The organism is Roseovarius sp. SK2, from assembly GCF_028807495.1.
GTDB classification, from domain to species: domain Bacteria; phylum Pseudomonadota; class Alphaproteobacteria; order Rhodobacterales; family Rhodobacteraceae; genus Roseovarius; species Roseovarius confluentis.
In genome coordinates, this window is sequence record NZ_JARAMK010000002.1 from 395665 (window position 1) to 413704 (window position 18040).

Below are 18040 nucleotides of genomic sequence, written 5' to 3' on the forward strand. Positions count from 1 at the left end.
TGCCCTCCTTAAACCGAGATTTGCACGTCCACGCCGGCAGCCAGGTCGAGCTTCATCAGCGCGTCGACGGTCTGGGGCGTGGGATCAACGATGTCCAAGAGACGCTTGTGCGTCCGGATCTCGAACTGATCGCGCGATTTCTTGTTCACGTGGGGGCCACGCAGAACGGTGAATTTCTCGATCTTGTTCGGCAGCGGGATGGGCCCGCGTACGTCTGCGCCGGTCCGCTTGGCGGTGTTCACGATCTCCTGTGTGCTGGCGTCCAGCACACGGTAGTCGAACGCCTTCAGGCGGATACGGATGTTTTGGCTAGCTACGGCCATTTTTCTTATCCCTAACAGGGTTCCAGCGGAGAGGAAGAGAAGCGGAATTGCCGCCCTTCTTCGCGCCTAAAGTGGGGCCGGGTGCCGACCTCGGTCAGCACCCGGATATTCTGTATCACCCCGGGGTTGCGCCCGGGATGACGCTTTGCCTCAGATCACTCGACGATCTTCGACACGACGCCGGCGCCGACGGTGCGGCCGCCTTCGCGGATGGCGAAGCGCAGGCCGTCTTCCATCGCGATGGGCGCGATCAGCTCGACCTCGAACTTCAGGTTGTCACCCGGCATCACCATCTCCGTGCCCTCGGGCAGCGTCACCGTGCCCGTCACGTCCGTCGTGCGGAAGTAGAACTGCGGACGGTAGTTGGCGAAGAACGGCGTGTGACGGCCACCCTCTTCCTTCGTCAGGATGTACGCCTCGGCCTCGAACTTCGTGTGCGGGTTCACCGAACCGGGCTTGCACAGCACCTGGCCGCGCTCCACACCGTCACGCTCGATACCGCGCAGCAGCAGACCAACGTTGTCGCCGGCCTCGCCCTGGTCCAGAAGCTTGCGGAACATCTCGACGCCCGTGCAGGTCGTCTTCTTGTTTTTGTTCAGGCCCACGATCTCCATCTCTTCGCCGACCTTGATCAGGCCACGCTCGATCCGGCCCGTGGCAACCGTGCCGCGGCCAGAGATCGAGAACACGTCCTCGACCGGCATCAGGAACGGCTGGTCCACGGCGCGCTCGGGCGTCGGGATGTAGTCGTCGACAGCCGCCATCAGCTCGCGGATCTTCTCTTCGCCGATCTCCGGGTTGTTGCCTTCCATCGCCGCCAGCGCCGAGCCCGCGATGATCGGAATGTCGTCGCCGGGGAAGTCGTACGAGCTCAGAAGCTCGCGGATTTCCATCTCGACCAGCTCCAGCAGTTCCTCGTCATCGACCTGATCGACCTTGTTCATGAACACCACCAGCGCGGGCACGCCCACCTGGCGCGCCAGCAGGATGTGCTCGCGGGTCTGCGGCATCGGGCCGTCGGCCGCGTTCACCACCAGGATCGCGCCGTCCATCTGGGCGGCGCCCGTGATCATGTTCTTCACGTAGTCGGCGTGGCCGGGGCAGTCCACGTGCGCGTAGTGACGGTTCTCGGTCTCGTATTCAACGTGCGCGGTCGAGATCGTGATCCCGCGCGCTTTCTCTTCCGGCGCACCGTCGATCTGGTCATACGCGCGGAAGTCACCGAAATACTTCGTGATCGCCGCCGTCAGCGTCGTCTTGCCGTGGTCAACGTGACCAACGGTCCCGATGTTCACGTGCGGTTTCGAACGGTCAAACTTTTCCTTTGCCATGATGGCCTCCTGTTCCTTTGCGGATGGTGGGTTATCACCCACCCTACGATGATGGGTAGGGCGGGGTTCACCCCGCCACCCGGGTTATGCGTATTTTGCCTGGATCTCTTCCGAGATGTTCGACGGCACGGGTTCGTAATGCGAGAACTGCATGGTGAACTGGGCGCGGCCCGACGACATCGAACGCAGCGTGTTGATGTAGCCGAACATGTTGGCCAGTGGCACGTTCGCGTTGATCGCGATGGCGTTGCCGCGCGGTTCTTGTCCCGAAACCTGCCCACGACGCGACGTCAGGTCGCCGATCACGTTGCCGGTGTATTCTTCCGGCGAGATCACTTCGACCTTCATGACCGGCTCCAGCAGTTTCGCGCCGGCCTTGCGCAGACCTTCGCGCATGCCCATCCGTGCCGCGATCTCAAAGGCCATGACCGAGGAGTCCACGTCGTGGAACTTGCCGTCGATCAGTGCGACCTTGAAGTCGATGACCGGGAAGCCGGCCAGCGGGCCGCTGTCCATCACGCTCTCGATGCCTTTCTCGACGCCGGGGATGTATTCCTTCGGCACGGCACCACCGACGATGCGGCTTTCGAACGAATAGCCTTCGCCCGGCTCGGTCGGCGAGATGATCATCTTGACCTCGGCGAACTGACCCGAACCACCCGACTGTTTCTTGTGGGTGTAGGTGTGTTCGATTTCGTGGCTGATGGTCTCGCGGTAGGCCACCTGCGGCGCACCGATGTTGGCCTCGACCTTGAATTCGCGCTTCAGACGGTCGACCAGGATGTCGAGGTGAAGTTCGCCCATGCCCTTCATGATGGTCTGACCGCTCTCCATGTCGGTCTCGACGCGGAAGGACGGGTCCTCGGCGGCCAGACGGGCCAGGCCCTGGCTCATCTTTTCCTGGTCGTTCTTGGTCTTCGGTTCGACCGCAATCTCGATCACCGGATCGGGGAAGGTCATGGTTTCCAGAACCACCAGTTCCTTGGGATCGCTCAGCGTGTCACCCGTGGTGGTGTCCTTCAGACCAGCCAGCGCGATGATGTCGCCGGCAAATGCCTCTTCGATCTCTTCGCGGTTGTTCGAGTGCATCATCATCATGCGGCCGATGCGCTCTTTCTTGCCCTTGGTCGAGTTCTGGATCGTGTCGCCCTTGTTCAGCACACCCGAGTAGATGCGCGTGAAGGTCAGCGAACCGACGAACGGGTCGTTCATGATCTTGAACGCCAGGCCCGAGAACGGCATGGAATCGTCCGCGCGGCGGGCGATGTTCCGGGTCTCGGTCTCGTCATCGGGGGCAAAGCCCATGTAGTCCACAACGTCGAGCGGGCTCGGCAGGTAATCGACCACGGCGTTCAGCAGCGGCTGCACACCCTTGTTCTTGAACGCGGAACCGCCCAGGACCGGAACAAAGCTCAGCGACAGGGTGCCCTTGCGGATCAGTTGCCGCAGGGTCGGGATGTCGGGCTCGTTGCCTTCGAGGTATTCCATCATCGCGTCGTCGTCCATTTCGACGGCGTTCTCGATCAGCTTGGCGCGCCAGTCGTCGGCCAGCTGCTTGAGATCGTCGCGAATGGGCTGACGGGTCCAGGACGCGCCCAGGTCTTCACCTTTCCAGGTCCATTCTTCCATGGTCACCAGGTCGATGATGCCTTCCAGCTCGTTCTCGGCACCGATCGGCATGGCGATCGGCACGGCTTTCGCGCCGGTGCGGTCTTCGATCATCGCGACACAGTTGAAGAAGTCGGCACCGATCTTGTCCATCTTGTTGACGAAGACGATGCGCGGCACCTTGTAGCGGTCGGCCTGGCGCCAGACGGTCTCGGTCTGGGGCTCGACACCCGCGTTGGCGTCCAGCACGCAGATCGCACCGTCAAGCACCGCCAGCGAACGCTCGACTTCGATGGTGAAGTCGACGTGACCGGGCGTGTCGATGATGTTCATCCGGAACTTGGTGTCGTCGGTGCCCTCTTTCGTCGGGTCTTCCTGCCACTGCCAGAAGGTAGTGGTAGCCGCCGACGTGATGGTGATCCCGCGTTCCTGCTCCTGCTCCATCCAGTCCATGGTGGCTGCACCATCGTGCACCTCACCGATGTTGTGGGATTTGCCGGTGTAAAACAGGATCCGTTCCGAGCAGGTGGTCTTGCCTGCGTCGATATGGGCCATGATGCCGAAGTTGCGGTAGCGTTCGAGCGGATAATCGCGTGCCATGATGCAAATGCCTCTAGGGTTTTACCAGCGGTAATGGCTGAAGGCTTTGTTCGCCTCGGCCATCTTGTGGGTGTCTTCACGTTTCTTGACGGCGGTCCCGCGCGAGTTCACGGCGTCCAGAAGTTCGCCGGCCAGGCGTTCTTCCATCGTGTTCTCGTTGCGGCCACGGCAAGCGGTGATCAGCCAGCGGATCGCCAGCGCTTCGCGGCGCTCGGGGCGAACTTCGACCGGCACCTGGTAGGTGGCACCACCGACACGGCGCGAGCGGACCTCGACCGACGGTTTGATGTTGTCCAGCGCTTCGTGGAAGATTTCCACGGGGGCGCGCTTGACCTTGTCTTCGACGCGATCGAGCGCGTTGTAGACGATTTTCTCCGCGACCGACTTCTTGCCGTCGATCATCAGGTTGTTCATGAACTTGGTCAGAACCCGGTCGCCATACTTGGCGTCGGGCAGAATTTCACGTTTTTCAGCGGCGTGACGACGAGACATCTCGAATTCCTCTTACTTGGGACGCTTGGCGCCGTATTTCGAACGACGCTGCTTGCGGTCCTTGACGCCTTGGGTATCCAGGACACCGCGCAGGATGTGGTAACGCACACCGGGAAGGTCTTTCACACGGCCGCCACGGATCAGGACCACCGAGTGCTCCTGCAGGTTGTGGCTTTCGCCGGGGATATAGCTGATTACCTCGAAACCATTGGTCAGGCGCACCTTGGCAACCTTCCGCATGGCCGAGTTCGGCTTCTTGGGCGTGGTGGTGTAGACGCGCGTGCAAACGCCGCGCTTCTGCGGGCACCCTTGCAGGTGCATCGACTTCTGGCTTCTTGTTTTCGGCTGCCGCGGCTTGCGGATCAGCTGTTGGATCGTTGGCATAGGGTCTCTTTCCCGTCTCTCAACACATGTGTTTGCACCGGGTCACCCCCGCGCGGTTTCAGTTCCTCGCACATCACGCGTCCGCAATGCGCAAATACCGCAATCGTTTCCATTCCGAGGTAAACGACGCGGCGGGTTCCCAGAGGATCGGGGCACTCAAACGGCCCGGATCTTGTCCACTAGAATTTTGAGTTCGACATTCAGGGCGGCCCCCGAGGTCGAGATGAGCGGCGTATAGGGGGAGTCGGGACGGCTGTCAACACTCCCATCCGCCCGGGATGACGACGCGGTTTACTCCTGACAGAAAAGCCCGGATGCGCGGAACAGGAAACCTGTCACCCCGCCGCCGCCTCGGCCTAACGCCCGGCACCGCCTCGGGCAACCCCGGTTTCGCGCTTGCCCGCCTCACGCGCATTTGCAACCATGCGGCCACCACGTCTCGAAGGTGCCCCGCTTCATGCGCGCAATCGGTATATGCCGCTTTTCCTATCCCGCGCTCGGCGGCTTCAAACGCATGCACGACACCGTCGAGGAGCGCGAGGCCTACCTTTACGCGCCCGAGCGGATGGAGCTGCGCTTTCGCCACTTCGAGGCGCTCACCCTGCCCTCCATAGCGGCGCAGAAGGACAAGCGGTTCACCTTCATCGTCCTGACCGGAGAGCGGATGCCCAAGCCCTGGTGGGACCGGCTCAACGACATCTGCGCCCCCGTCGAGCAGATCAAGATCGTCACCGCCGAACCGATGAAACACCGCACGGCCATGCGACTGGCGATCCAGCACGAGCTTGCCCAGGGCGACGACGACGAATCCCTGCAGTTCCGCCTCGATGACGACGACGCCGTCGCCACCAACTTCATTCGCGGCATCCGCCGCACTGCCCGGCTGGCCGGCAAGCTACGCGCCGGGTGGCAGAACATGGTGATCGAATATTCCCGCGGCTATTCGGTCAAGCTGACCCCGGACGGCATCCTCGCCCGCGAGATCCAGGGCCAGTTCCTGGCCTGCGGTCTGGCCGTGCTCTTCCGCCCCGGTGACCCCAAGACGGTGATGAATTACGGCCATCACAAGCTGCACCATTCCATGCCGACCCTGATCGAGCCCGAGACCCACATGTACCTGCGCGCCCTGCACGACGACAACGACAGCCATGCGCGCACCAGCACCAAGGGCCTTGCCCCCCTGACCGCGGATCAGCGCGCCTTTTTCAAGGAGCGGTTCAATGTCGACGAGGCGGCTGTGCAAGCGGCCTTTTCCGCCCCAACTGCGATTCCCGGTAAAGCGTGAACAGCCCGCTGCCCACCACGATCGCAGCACCCAGCAGGGTCAGCGTCGCGGGCCATTCCCCGAACACCACGAAGCCCAGCAGCATCGCCCACAGCAGGCCGGTATAGCGAAACGGGGCGACGAAACTGATCTCGCCCACCCGCATCACCATGATCGAAAAGAGATACCCGCCGATGATGAACAACGAGGCGGTTCCGACCAGCCCGGCTTCTCGCATTCCCATCGGCGCCCAGTCGACGCCAAGGCTCAAGAGCCCGAAGATCGTCATCGTCGCGATGGATGTCAGCAACGTGACGAACATCGACGGTGTGTCCTTCGACAGCCGCCGCGTCGACAGGTCCCGCACCGTGACACAGCCCACCGCCAGCAGCGCGTAGACCGCATAGAAGTTGAAGTCGTCCGTCCCGGGCCGCACGATCAGCAGCACACCGACAAAGCCTATCAGGATCGCCACCATCCGCCGCCATCCCACCGGCTCGCGCAGGAACAGCGCGGCGGCCAGCGTGATGGTCAGTGGCAGGGCCTGCAATATCGCCGTCACGTTGGCCAACGGCATGTTGAACAGCGCCGTCAGAAAGAAATAGGCCGCGCCCACCTCGGCCGCTGTGCGCAGGCCCATCAATCCCCAGTCCCGGCGCGGCAGGCGGGCGCGCAACGCGCCCATGCGCCACGCGATACAGGCCACCAGAACCGTCGTGATCATCCCGCGCAGCAGCAGCAGTTGAAACAGCGGCACGTCCCCCGCCATCGCCTTCATCGCGGTGTCGTTGAACGTGAAGCACGCCATCGACGCCATCATCAGCAAGGCGCCGGTCAGGTTGTCGGAACGGGTCATACCCCGGCTCTAGACCGGCGCCGCACCCGGTACAAGCGCCAAGCGCGTCAGTCCGCCAGCATCAGGATCATCGCCAGGTTCGGCAACACCGCCACGAAGGTGATGAGCGCATATTTCGACGCCGTCACGGCCTTGCCCAGCCGGGTCTCCTTCCGGCTCGCACCTTCAAGGCTGTAGGCCACGGCCATAACCGCATGCCCCCCCCGCCTCTCGCCTGCGCCGCTCCAGCCGCAGGTCCGCCATGCTGCGTTCGAAAATCTCCTTCTGGCGCAGGTATTCCGCGTTCCGCGCGTCGTGCTCGATCGTCTGTCCGTCCATATCCCATCTCCCATCCTGGAAACGGGAACCTAGGTCGTGCCGAGCGCGGTTCGATTGCAAGCGGCGAAACGCGCCAATCTGTCGCTCAGCTGGCGTTTCATCGTTCCAAAAATACTCGAACAAAACCAAACCTGCGCGGCGCAGCCGCACATTCGGATCAGATCGCAGCCCCGGGCGCCAGCGCCTCCAGAAGCGCGCCATGCACCGCCGGGTTCGCGGCCAGAACGCCGTCCAGCTTTGGCATCGGGTTGTTGAACCGCAGCGGCCGCCCCGCGCGGTCCGACGTCACCGCGCCGGCTTCGCGCAGGATCAAGTCACCCGCGGCGATGTCCCATTCCCACGCGCCGCGCAGGGTCATCATCGCGTCGAACCGCCCCTCGGCCACCAGCGCCAGCCGGTACGCCAGCGACGGGCGGAACCCTCGATCCATCCCGGGCGGCTGTCCCGCGCGCCAGTGCCGCGCGTCGAAATTCGGTTTCGCCGCCAACATGCTGCTGCCGTCCAGCGCCCCGGCATCACTGACTTTCAGGCGTTTGCCGTTCAGTGTCGCCCCCTGCCCGGCCGCGGCGGCATACATCATGTCCCGCATCGGCAGGTAGACCACGCCCGCCACCACCGCGCCCCGCTCGACCACCGCCAGCGCGTGCGCCCAGGTCCGCGTGCCCTCGATGAAGCTGCGCGTGCCGTCGATGGGGTCGATGATGAAAACCCGGTCGCGCGACAGCCGCTCGGGCGTGTCGGCGCTTTCCTCCGACAGCCAGCCATACTCGGGCCGGGCGCCGCGCAACTGCTCGGCCAGCACCTCGTTCACGGCCAGGTCGGCCTCGGTCACAGGCCCCGCGCCCCCCGGCTTGTCCCAGACCCGCGCCTCGGGCCCGGTATAACGGCAGGCGACCTCGCCCGCCGCCCGCGCCGCCGCGATCAGAAGATCCAGCTCAGTTGCCGGCAAGGGTCAACCCTTCGACCAGCAGCGACGGCACCACACGCGACTTCCAGGGACGCGCGTCGTTCGCCGGGATAATCCCGCGCAGCATGTCCGGCAGGCTGCCCGCGATGGTGCATTCGTTCACCGGGAACGCGATCTCGCCGTTCTCGACCCAGAACCCCGACGCCCCGCGCGAATAGTCGCCCGTGTTGGGATTGATCGTCGAGCCGATCATCGACGTCACCAACAGGCCCGTGCCCATCTCCGCCATCAACTCTTCGCGGCTCTTGTCGCCCTGCGTCAGCGCCACGTTGGTCGACAGCGGCGACGGCACCGAGGACGGCGCCCGCCGCGCATGACCCGTGGACGGCAGCCCCAGCTTGCGCCCCGTCGACAGATCGAGAATCCAGGATTTCAGCACGCCGTTCTCGACCAGCGCCCGTTTTGCCACCGGCAACCCTTCGGCATCGAAAGGCTGCGAGCCAAGCGCGCGCGGGCGCAGCGGATCGTCGATCAGCGACAGCGCCTCGGGCAGCACGGGCTCGCCCATCCGGTTCATCAGCCACGACGCCCCGCGCGACACCGCGCCGCCGTTGATCGCCGCCAGAAGGTGTCCGATCAGGCTCGCGGCCACGCGCTCGTCATACAGCACCGGATAGGACCCGGTATAAGGCTTCTTGGCGTCCAGCATCGCAGCGGCACGTTCCCCCGCCCGCGTCCCGATCTCCTCTGGCGTCCGCAGGTCGGCGGCGAACACGCGCGTATCCGCGTCATAGTCGCGCTGCATCCCCGTGCCCTGCCCCGCGATCGCAACCGCGCTCAGGCTGCGGGCGCTGCTGGTGAACCCGCCGGAAAAGCCGTTGGTCGCCGCCATGTGCATATGCTCGACCTCGTGATCGGCCGACGCCTGAACCTGGGTCACGCCATCCACGGCCATCGCGACGGCCTCCAGCGCCAACGCGGCCTCCTGCATGTCGGGCGCTGCCGGTTCCGAACCGGGGTCGTGCAGTTCCAGCGCCGCGACGTCCCAGCTCTGCGCCAGCTGGTCCGGGTCCGCCAGCCCGGCGAACGGATCCTGGGGTGCCTCGCGGGCCATGGCCACCGCGCGCTCCGCCAGCATCACGAGGGTTTCCTCCCGCGTGTCCGACGCACCGACGCAGGCCTGCCGCTGCCCTACGAAGACACGCAGTCCGACTTCGACGCTTTCCGACCGCTCCGCCTGTTCCAAGGTTCCGGCCCGGACACCGATGCTCTGGGATCGCCGCTCGACGGCCACCGTATCCGCCGCGTCGGCCCCGGCCTTGTGCGCCGCCGCCAAAAGCGCTTCGGTCAGATTTTCCGGTGTCACGGGCATAAAGCTCTCCTGTGTGCTGCGCGGGTCTGGCGCCGCGCAGGCGTGTGGATTTTTGTCAGGGTCCGATCTACTGCGCTGCCGAAACGGGCGCAAGCCATGGGCGCAAGGCGTTCAGCGCAAGCGCTGGCCGTTCACAGTCACCTGTCCGTCCGGCTTGATCTCGAATTCGGCACGCACCGCGTCGTCCTCGCCATCCACCGGTGCGGTGAACATGCCCATCATCATCCGCGCCGACATCGCGTCATCGGTCGTCAGAACGCCGGCCTCTGTCAGACGGTCAAGCAACCCCTGGACGCCGGTCAGTTCGAACGTGGCGTCCCCTTCGGTCGCCGGGAACCCGTCGAAGGTGCGTCGCGCGCCGTGATCGAACCGCACCGCAGCCTTTCCCGTCAGTTCCGCATCCCAGAACCGGGCTTCCAGCGCCCTGAGGTCCAGCGTTTCGATCGACACCGGCAAGGGCCCGTTGAATGATTGGCCCAACGCGGCAAGGTCGAACAAAGTCTCCAGAAGAATCGCCTTGCCGCCCAGATCGACCTTCAGGTCCGCCGTCTGCCGCGAAAGCGCGTCGGATATGAAGAAAGCGAACCAGGTTTCTTCGGACAAACTCAGCCCGTCCAACTCGAATCGCAGCGCGTAATCCTGCGGTTCGATCGCGCGCAAGACCGGCACCGCCAAATCCATCAGGACCCTTGCCGCTTCCACATCCACTGTCAGTCCCAACAGTTCGTCCGTTATCTGCATCTCGGCCGCGTCCGAATCCGAAACGACACGCAAACCATCGCCCGATAGCGTGAAGATGCCCGTGATGTTGGTCCACCGGGTCTCACCGGAAGAGATCAGCTCGCCGGCATACCATTCGTCGTCCTCGTCAAAGCCGGACTTGGCCGCTGCCTCGTGGCGGAACATCATGCCGGCCTCTGCAAGCTCCGGCAGGCCGTCCAGCGTAGGCCCGCCACGCGGCAGCCGCAGCTCGGTCAGGGTTTCGACCTCGTCGCGTCTCAACGTACCGGCGAGGCCCTCCGTGCTGGTGTCATCTCCATATCCGTAATCGATCACCACCTGCCCGGCCACGCCGCGGCGCGTGAAGTCCAGCCAAGCATCGTCGATCCGACTGGTCTGCGTGATGTCGAAACCGGATTGAACGTACCGGTACTCAGCCGGAAAAGGCTGACCGCCAATACCGAACTCGGTCATGTCGATCTCGAAGCTTGTCCCGCTCCAACGGGTCTCAATGCCGGCGTCGGTCTGCCGCATCCGCACGCCGACATCCTCCATCCGCCAGGCGAACGCACCGGACGAGGTGAATCCCTCTTCCGCGTCGCCAATCGCGGCCACGCTGAAGGGCATGGCCTCGGAGGTGGGCAACTGCACCGCTACCTCCCCGGCATCGGGCACGAAACGCGGGCCGGGCAGTTGCAGGTTCATCTCCAGCGGAAGCCCCGGAAACTGCATCGACAGAAAGATCGGCCCCACCGCCAGCGCATCGCCGTCGGGCGCCGCTTCGGCCTCCCAGTCGAGGCCGAGCGCCTCGAACTGGGCCGTCCAGACACCCCACGCCTCCTCGACCGTCAACTCGGCAAGCGCGGCCTGCGGCGCACACAGCGCCGCCACCGCAAGGACCTGCCGCATCCTCATCGGCTCACCGCAGCCGCTGGCCGTTGGCAAGCACCTGGCCATCCTCGGTCACCTCGATGGTCGAGGTGATCACGTCCTCGCCCTCGCCCGGCGTGCCGAACATGCCCAGCATCATGCGGGTGCCCATGGCCTGCTCCTCGGGAACAAGGCCCATCGCGACCAGCGTGTCGATCAGGCCATTGGCACCGTCGACGCGCAAATCGACGCTGCCATTCGGCGCGGGCATGCCGGGGAAGGTCTCGTAATCCTCGTTATCGATCTCGAAAGCTCCGCTGCCGGTGACCTCCGCGCCCACTGCGCGCACCGCCAGTTCGTTCAGCTGAACGTTCTCGATCCGCCCAAGTGCCTCCTCGGTCGGGGAGACTTCCATCATCCGCATGATATCCAGCGGATCACGGCTCAGCGCGGCTTCGCCAGACAGATCCAGCACCACCGTCATCGGGTCACGCGGCAGTTGTTCCTGCGCATCGAACAGGGCCCAGATCGCCTCGTCCAGCGTCACCTCTTCCAGCGTCATGCGCAGATCCACCGGCACTGCGCCATCGGTTTCGGTCACCGGCGCGGTGATCTGGCCTTCACTGCGTGCGATCTGGCCCGCGATGGGAAAGGGCATCTCCGGCGGCATCACGAACTCGAACCCGAAATCGGTATAGACGCCGCCCACCGACAGCCCGTCTTCGCTCAGCGCGACATCGCTGCTCTCCATGGTATAGGCGGTGGTCTGGCGCATCTCCATGTCCTCGACCTTGGTCACGGTGGTGCCGTCCACCTGCATGCCGCCGGTCTTGGCCACGAGCATCAGCCCGGCGCGCAGCGCGTCGTCCAGGTTCAGCAGGTCAACCTGCCCGGCCGGGATCGCCATTTCCACTTCCGAAGTCCCGCCCGTCATCTTTTGCTGCCCGCTCGACACCGCGCCTTGCGGATCGCTGAATTTCGTATCGAAGGTCATGCTGTCCGACGTGGTGGATATCGACACCTTCACGATATCCCCCTCGATGATCTCGTATTGGCTGGTCCCGGTCAAAGTGCCTTCGACCGACACGTCCAGCACGCCTTCGTCCGGCACGGTGAAGTCGGTCAAGGCGAACCGCGCATTCTCGAACGACCCGTCATAGGTCACCTGGCCCGGCGTTCCGGTCGCAACGGTTGGCGTGTCGAAGCCTTCGTAGGACAGCGTCGCGGACATCACCTTGCCCTCGTCGGGCAAAGTGAAGGTGACCTCGGCCGTCATCCCGTCGGAATAGTTCAACGCGACGCTGCCGTCGCCCTGTTCGGTCAGGGTGAACCCGTCCGAGCTCAGCCGCGCCACACCCGCATCCATCGGCAGCGCATAGGTCATGACCATGCTGTCGACCCGCAGGCTGTCGCCTTCGCGCACCGGCTCGGCAGTGACCTCGAAGCCAAAGGCCCGGGCCGGGGCCATCATGTTGGTCAGCACGTCCTCGGCCGTCACGTCGGCCAACGCCGCCACCGGCGCGACGGCCGAAGCACTCAGGATCGCGGGGAAAACACGGGAATACGTCATCAGGCTCACCTTTCATCAGAGCTCAATCGTCAAAAGCACGAAGGGCCGGATCATCCGGCCCCCGCAAATGTCTTCGCCTCGGTCGGGTTCAGCGCAGACGCTGCCCGTTCGCCAGGACCTGCCCATCGCTCTTGACCTCGATCGTCGAGTTCAGCGCGTCCTCTCCCTCGCCGGGAACCGCGAACATGCCCATCATCATACGCACGCCCATAGCCTGTTCCTCGGGGACAAGGCCCATGGCGATCAGCTGGTCCAGAAGCCCGTTCGCGCCTGTCAGACTCAGGTCGACCGACCCCTCCGGCGCCGGCATCCCGTTGAAAGTCTCCAGATCGGAATTGTCGAAGGTGAACGCGCCTTCACCGGTCAATTCCGCACCTGCGGCGCTGACCGTCAGGGTGTTGATGTCCAGCGTGTTAAGCTCGCCCGGCACACCCAGCTCGCCGGTTTCCGCCGCTTCCATCTGCTCGGGGTCGAACAGGTCGAAGAACAGCTTGGCCGTCCCGGTCAGATCGAGGTCGATCGTCGCCGGGTCATGCGGCAACTGGCCGGCGGGGTCGAAAATGCCCCAGATCATGTCCGACATGGTGAAATCGCCCAGCGTCAGGCCCATGGCGAAATCCTGTTCGTCCTCGCTCTTGGCGACAGGCATGGTCAGGTTGAACGCGGCGGTGCCAAAGGCGACTTCGACCGGCAGCGGGATGTCGCCCCCGGCCATGTTCAGGTTCATGTTGCTGGCCGACAGGTCATAGGTCAGCCCATCGGCGCCCAGCGCAACGGTAATCTCGCCCCCGTCCGAACTGGTGGTGCCTTCGGTCATTTGCGGCGGATCGACGAACGTGAACTCGCTCGACCCCTCAGAATAGGTGACCGTCGCGTCCACGTCGAAGCCGTTCTCGATCGACGCCCCCATGTTGGCGGGGTCCATTTCCAGCGGCAGCGCCCCGTTGGCCGCGACCGTCATGCCGGCGAACTGACCTTTCAGCATCATCTCGCCGCCACCGCCTTCGGGCTCGTCGATATCGACGGTATAGGTCACCGGCCCCGTGGTCATCTTCTGTTCGGAGGTGCGCAGGTCGCCGATTTTCATCGTCGTCGTGCCGCTGACGTCGGCGATCCGGAACTCGACAGTGCCAAGGTCCATCGTCTCGCCTTCGACCGTGACGTCGTTCAGGATCACGGCGACTTCATCTGCCGTGTAATTGTAAAGCAGGTCGTCGGGGTTGCCGGACGCCGTCATTTCCAGACTTGTCGTGTCGTATTGCATACCAACGCTGAAATCTTCCGCATCGGGCGACGAGACCATCACGTTCATCGGCATCGACGCCGGCAATGCGATCGAAACCGTGCCATCGCCGTTATCGGTAAACGTCAGCTCGCCCATGTTGACCGAAATCGTCGTGTCTTCCTCGGGGATCGCCATCGACATCGTGATATTGGACACCGTCAGCGCGTCGCCGGACTGGTTTTCTTCGCCGCTGACCTCGTAACCCGATGCGGCCAGATATCCTTGCCAGTCCGCCCAGACATCCGCCGGCGTCACATCCGCCTGCGCGCTGCCTGCCGCAAGCGCAAGCCCGATCGCCGTCGCGGTTCCAAACCGTGCGCCGCCCGTCATGCCAAAAACTTTCATGCAGAATCCTTTCGTGTTCAAATTCCCAGCTTTGCTCCAGCTTCCGCCGTCGCGCAATCGGGGTCAAGGGGGGGAATCCCGGCCTTGCGCTGGACCTCGCCAGTTCAAGGCGATAGCTCTGGCGCGAACATACGTCACTGCAGAGCTGAAAAAGGTTCAATCCCATGCAAGACAAGACTGTCCTCGTCACCGGCGCCAGCCGCGGCATCGGCGCCGCCGCCGCCCGCCATTTCGCGTCGCTGGGGGCCAATGTGGTGCTCGCCGCCCGCAGCGCCGACGCGATAAAGGAGATCGCCTCGGAAATCGGTGATCGTGCGCTGGCCGTGACCTGCGACGTCAGCCGCTACGACGACGTCAGCGCCGCCGTGGCCGCCGCCCACGACCGCTTCGGCGGGCTCGACGTGCTGATCGGCAACGCCGGCGTGATCGAGCCCATTGCCCATCTCGCCGACGTCGATCCCGACGCATGGGACGAGGTGATCGACATCAATCTCAAGGGCGTTTTCCACGGCATGCGCGCCGCCCTGCCGGTCATGAAACAGGCCGGATCGGGCACCATCATCACCATCAGTTCCGGTGCCGCAACCAGCGCGCTCGAAGGCTGGAGCCACTACTGCGCGTCCAAGGCCGCGGCACTGATGCTGACCCGCGCCGCCGACAAGGAAAACCGCGATCACGGCATTCGCGTCATGGGCTTGTCGCCCGGCACGGTGGCCACCGACATGCAACACCAGATCAAGGCCAGCGGCATGAACCCCGTGGCTCAGCTCGACTGGTCCGACCATATCCCGCCCGACTGGCCCGCCCGGGCGCTGGCCTGGATGTGCACGGCGGAGGCCGATGGGTGGCTCGGCCAAGACATAAGCCTGCGCAACGAGGATATCCGTCTCGCGGTAGGGCTCAAATGATCGAGCTCGACAAATCCGACGACGGCCTCTGGACCGTCACCCTGAACCGGCCCGACAAGGCCAATTCCCTGACCTACGCCATGCTGACCGAGTTGGCCGATATCGCCGAGGGCGCCACCGAGGCCCGCGCACTGGTCCTGACCGGCCGCGGCAAGGCGTTCTCGGCGGGCATGGATCTCGAGGCCGCCAAGTCCGGCCTGCCGACCGACCCGGTGTGGGAACGCCTCTCGGCCGCCCTCTCGGCGCTGCCCTGCCTGACCATTGCGGCGCTCAACGGCACCGTCGCGGGCGGGGCCATGGGCATGGTGCTGGCCTGCGATCTGCGCATCGCCGTGCCGGGCACCAGGATGTTCTATCCGGTGATGAAACTGGGCTTCCTGCCGCAACCTTCCGATCCGGGGCGGCTGACGCGGCTGATCGGCCCGTCGCGGGCCAAGATGATCCTGATGGCGGGACAGAAAATCGACACGGAAACCGCGCATCACTGGGGCCTGATCGACCAGGTGACCGAGCCCGATGCCCTGCTCGACACCGCGCGCACCCTGGCCGCCGACGTGCTCGGCGCAGCCCCCGACCACACGGCAGGCATAAAGCACCTCTGCCGCTCCTGAGCGGGCCGGAATTTTTGAAAATTCCGGCCTAGAAAATACGTATTTTCTATTCCGTTTTCCGCGTGGAAAACGGCGCCTACGTGATCCGTATCCAGTTCATCATGCCCGACATCTGGTGCGCGGCCATGTGGCAATGAAACATCCAGTCGCCCGGGTTCTCGGCGACAAAGGCGATCTCTCGTGTCTCGTCTGGATGGATCACCAACGTATCACGCCACGGACCCACACGGCCCTCAGGCAGTACTTCGCGGAAATGCTGCCCATGCAGATGCATCGAATGGGAGAAAGCCGTCCGGTTTTCCATCGGCACCCGCACCGTTTCGCCCAATGCAGCCTGGATCAGCGGCTCCCCGTCCATCCCGGCCTGCCCGTTAAAGGCCCAGAACTGCCCCGCCTCATAGAGCGCCCGCGCCTCCATCTTCGATCCTTGCCAAATGACGCGCTCCGGCAGGCCCCGCATCGCGCCGCCCTCCATGACGAGCGGCACCTGCCGCGCGCCCTCGGCCTCAAGCACGGGCAGGTCGTTGGGGGGCAATGCTTGCGGCGCCTCCCGCACGGCCTGTTCCGCGCCGTCGACCGACATGGACACCGTCGCATAGGTGCCGTCCCGCTCCACCGATCCGATGATCGCCTCTTCGCCCGTCTCGGCAGTGATATCGACGATCAGGTCCACCCGCTGCGCCGACCCGATCTCGACCTGTTCGATCCGCTCCGGCGCCTCGAGTGGCATCGCGTCCAGCGCCACCACCGAGGCGTTCATCCCCTGGAACACCAGCCGGAACACCCGTGCCGTCGCCGCATTCACCAGCCGCACCCGCAGCCGCGCGCCCTTCGGATAGCTGCGCCGCAACTCGCCCGCGCCGTTCACGGTGATATAATTCCCCAGCCGCCCGGCATGGGACATGTCGTGCCGGTTGCCGAATTCCGGATGCAGTTGCGCGTCCTCGGTCAGCCGCCAGTCGTCCAGCACCAGGATCTCCTCGGCATCCACCTCCGGCGGCTCCGCCTCGTCCACCACCAGCACCCCGGCCAGCCCGCGCGAGATCTGCTCCAGCGAGTTGGCGTGCGGGTGATACCAGAACGTCCCGGCATCCCGCAGGGCAAAGCGATAGTCGAAGCTCTCGCCGCGTCGCACCGCCGCCTGCGTCATGCCCGGCACACCGTCCATTTCGTTGGGCAGGCGCACCCCGTGCCAATGCACGGTCGTTTCCTGCTCCAACCCGTTGACCAGCCGTGCCTCGAACATCTCACCCTGCCGCTGGCGCAACACCGGCCCCGGCACCTGCCCGCCGTAGGACCATACGCGCGTCTTCGGGAAATCACCGGGCGCCAACTGCACTTCGGCGGGCGCCGCGGTCAGAACGCGACCCGGCTCACCGGCCCACACCGGCCCCAGCACCACCTGCGCCCCGGCCAGTCCGCCCGCCAGCGCCAACACCTCCCGCCGTGTCAGATCCATCTTGCCCTCGCAGTTTGCCACGCCCGCAAGAGTGGCCCATCCCGCCCCGTGGTCAAGTCACTCTGCCGCGATCCATTCCCGCGCCTCGTCCAGATCGTCCAGATCATAGGTCCGCAGCTTGGTCGACATCAGCGCCCCCGCCGCCTTGGAGACCGGCCCGATCCAGCCGATATCCGACACCACCGCCACATGGCTGATATGGCGCAGGTTCCTGAAATCGAACTTGATCCCCGGCCAGATCACCGAGGGCTCGAACCCGTCGAGGCTCTCGATCACCTCGATCAGCTTCACCGTCCCATGGGCGTCGATAAAGCCCTGCATCCGGTCGACGATCCGGTCGTAATCCTCCCGCGTGACCATTCCCGACACCGTCAACTCGACGGTCTTCGTATCGGCATCTTCGATATATTTGACTGTCATGGTAAAATCCTCGCGCACCAAGCATTCCGCATCCCGGCACGCCCCGCCTTGCGCAGGATCAACGTTTCCGTCGCCCACCCGGTGTTTTCGAATGAAACCCGGGCGGGCGCTTGGCGACCCAGCGGATGAACTTCTCCAAGCGCGGATGTGCCCGCAACGCCTCGATCGTGGCATAGTCCCGCGCCAGCTCCGCCTCTGTCAGCGTGGCGTGGATCTCGTTATGGCAGATCTGGTGCAACAGCACGACCGGCCCGCCCTTGCCGCCTTTCAGCTTGGGCACCAGGTGATGCAGGCTCTGCTTGGCCTCGGGCGGGATGGACCGCCCACACAGCGGACACACCGGGTCGTCCATCGCTTTTCCTTGATCTTTTTGCCACGACAGGCAAGAGGATGGAGG

Annotated in this window: 19 protein-coding genes; 3 read left to right on the forward strand and 16 right to left on the reverse strand. The window is 64.5% G+C overall.

Features of this window, described 5'->3' with window-relative positions; genetic code table 11:
* Nucleotides 1-8: 8 nt before the first annotated feature.
* The 5 genes from rpsJ to rpsL form a co-directional block, all read right to left on the reverse strand.
* Entirely contained in the window at nucleotides 9-323 is a 315-nt protein-coding gene (rpsJ, locus tag PVV74_RS06195; protein WP_103762134.1) for a 30S ribosomal protein S10, read from the reverse strand.
* A gap of 155 nt (nucleotides 324-478) precedes the next feature.
* Nucleotides 479-1654, reverse strand: a complete 1176-nt coding sequence (gene tuf / locus PVV74_RS06200) for an elongation factor Tu (protein WP_103762095.1) — start codon at nucleotides 1652-1654, stop codon at nucleotides 479-481.
* Nucleotides 1655-1738: 84 nt separating this feature from the next.
* Nucleotides 1739-3862 carry an elongation factor G gene (gene fusA / locus PVV74_RS06205; protein WP_103762133.1) on the reverse strand — a complete coding sequence of 708 codons (2124 nt, stop codon included), beginning with the start codon at nucleotides 3860-3862 and terminating at the stop codon, nucleotides 1739-1741.
* Nucleotides 3863-3883: 21 nt separating this feature from the next.
* Complete coding sequence (gene rpsG / locus PVV74_RS06210) at nucleotides 3884-4354, reverse strand: 30S ribosomal protein S7 (RefSeq protein WP_057796812.1); 471 nt, start codon at nucleotides 4352-4354, stop codon at nucleotides 3884-3886.
* A 12-nt stretch (nucleotides 4355-4366) separates the two neighbouring features.
* Nucleotides 4367-4738: a 30S ribosomal protein S12 gene (gene rpsL, locus PVV74_RS06215; protein WP_103762132.1), complete on the reverse strand. Its 372-nt coding sequence runs from the start codon at nucleotides 4736-4738 to the stop codon at nucleotides 4367-4369.
* Nucleotides 4739-5195: 457 nt separating this feature from the next.
* Between rpsL and PVV74_RS06220 the strand changes: the two genes are divergently transcribed.
* Nucleotides 5196-6023, forward strand: coding sequence for a glycosyltransferase (locus tag PVV74_RS06220; protein WP_274592597.1), 828 nt, complete (start codon nucleotides 5196-5198; stop codon nucleotides 6021-6023).
* Here PVV74_RS06220 and PVV74_RS06225 read toward each other — a convergent pair.
* From PVV74_RS06225 to PVV74_RS06260, 8 genes are all read right to left on the reverse strand, one after another.
* The gene (locus PVV74_RS06225) at nucleotides 5956-6858 is read right to left on the reverse strand and encodes a DMT family transporter (protein WP_274592598.1); all 903 of its coding nucleotides are present in this window, start codon (nucleotides 6856-6858) and stop codon (nucleotides 5956-5958) included. The genes PVV74_RS06220 and PVV74_RS06225 overlap by 68 nt on opposite strands.
* A gap of 47 nt (nucleotides 6859-6905) precedes the next feature.
* Nucleotides 6906-7040 carry a hypothetical protein gene (locus tag PVV74_RS06230; RefSeq protein WP_274592599.1) on the reverse strand — a complete coding sequence of 45 codons (135 nt, stop codon included), beginning with the start codon at nucleotides 7038-7040 and terminating at the stop codon, nucleotides 6906-6908.
* The gene (locus PVV74_RS06235) at nucleotides 7024-7176 is read right to left on the reverse strand and encodes a hypothetical protein (RefSeq protein ID WP_274592600.1); all 153 of its coding nucleotides are present in this window, start codon (nucleotides 7174-7176) and stop codon (nucleotides 7024-7026) included. The genes PVV74_RS06230 and PVV74_RS06235 overlap by 17 nt, the downstream gene beginning before the upstream one ends.
* 157 nt (nucleotides 7177-7333) lie before the next feature.
* Nucleotides 7334-8125 carry an inositol monophosphatase family protein gene (locus PVV74_RS06240; protein WP_274592601.1) on the reverse strand — a complete coding sequence of 264 codons (792 nt, stop codon included), beginning with the start codon at nucleotides 8123-8125 and terminating at the stop codon, nucleotides 7334-7336.
* Nucleotides 8112-9455, reverse strand: coding sequence for a TldD/PmbA family protein (locus PVV74_RS06245; RefSeq protein ID WP_103762127.1), 1344 nt, complete (start codon nucleotides 9453-9455; stop codon nucleotides 8112-8114). The genes PVV74_RS06240 and PVV74_RS06245 overlap by 14 nt, the downstream gene beginning before the upstream one ends.
* A gap of 111 nt (nucleotides 9456-9566) precedes the next feature.
* Nucleotides 9567-11132, reverse strand: coding sequence for a hypothetical protein (locus PVV74_RS06250; RefSeq protein ID WP_274592602.1), 1566 nt, complete (start codon nucleotides 11130-11132; stop codon nucleotides 9567-9569).
* Nucleotides 11095-12615 (reverse strand): DUF2125 domain-containing protein, encoded by a 1521-nt coding sequence (locus PVV74_RS06255; protein ID WP_274592603.1) that lies wholly within the window; start codon nucleotides 12613-12615, stop codon nucleotides 11095-11097. The genes PVV74_RS06250 and PVV74_RS06255 overlap by 38 nt, the downstream gene beginning before the upstream one ends.
* A gap of 88 nt (nucleotides 12616-12703) precedes the next feature.
* A complete protein-coding gene (locus PVV74_RS06260) occupies nucleotides 12704-14245 on the reverse strand; it encodes a DUF2125 domain-containing protein (protein ID WP_274592604.1) in 1542 nt (513 codons plus the stop codon).
* A gap of 164 nt (nucleotides 14246-14409) precedes the next feature.
* On the opposite strand from PVV74_RS06260, the gene PVV74_RS06265 reads away from it, so the two are divergent.
* Both PVV74_RS06265 and PVV74_RS06270 read left to right on the forward strand, forming a co-directional pair.
* On the forward strand, nucleotides 14410-15153 hold the full coding sequence (locus PVV74_RS06265; protein WP_274592605.1) for an SDR family oxidoreductase: 744 nt from the start codon (nucleotides 14410-14412) through the stop codon (nucleotides 15151-15153).
* Nucleotides 15150-15764 carry an enoyl-CoA hydratase/isomerase family protein gene (locus PVV74_RS06270; protein WP_274592606.1) on the forward strand — a complete coding sequence of 205 codons (615 nt, stop codon included), beginning with the start codon at nucleotides 15150-15152 and terminating at the stop codon, nucleotides 15762-15764. Before PVV74_RS06265 ends, PVV74_RS06270 begins: the two co-directional genes overlap by 4 nt.
* 76 nt (nucleotides 15765-15840) lie before the next feature.
* Here the strand turns inward: PVV74_RS06270 and PVV74_RS06275 are convergent, their stop codons facing one another.
* Genes PVV74_RS06275 through PVV74_RS06285 form a run of 3 tightly spaced genes read right to left on the reverse strand, consistent with a single transcriptional unit; the run spans nucleotide 15841 to nucleotide 17995 of the window.
* Nucleotides 15841-17223, reverse strand: coding sequence for a multicopper oxidase family protein (locus PVV74_RS06275; protein ID WP_274592607.1), 1383 nt, complete (start codon nucleotides 17221-17223; stop codon nucleotides 15841-15843).
* A gap of 57 nt (nucleotides 17224-17280) precedes the next feature.
* A complete protein-coding gene (locus PVV74_RS06280; protein WP_103762121.1) occupies nucleotides 17281-17643 on the reverse strand; it encodes an STAS/SEC14 domain-containing protein in 363 nt (120 codons plus the stop codon).
* 58 nt (nucleotides 17644-17701) lie between these two features.
* Nucleotides 17702-17995 (reverse strand): HNH endonuclease, encoded by a 294-nt coding sequence (locus PVV74_RS06285; RefSeq protein WP_274592608.1) that lies wholly within the window; start codon nucleotides 17993-17995, stop codon nucleotides 17702-17704.
* Between the last annotated feature and the right edge of the window lie 45 nt (nucleotides 17996-18040).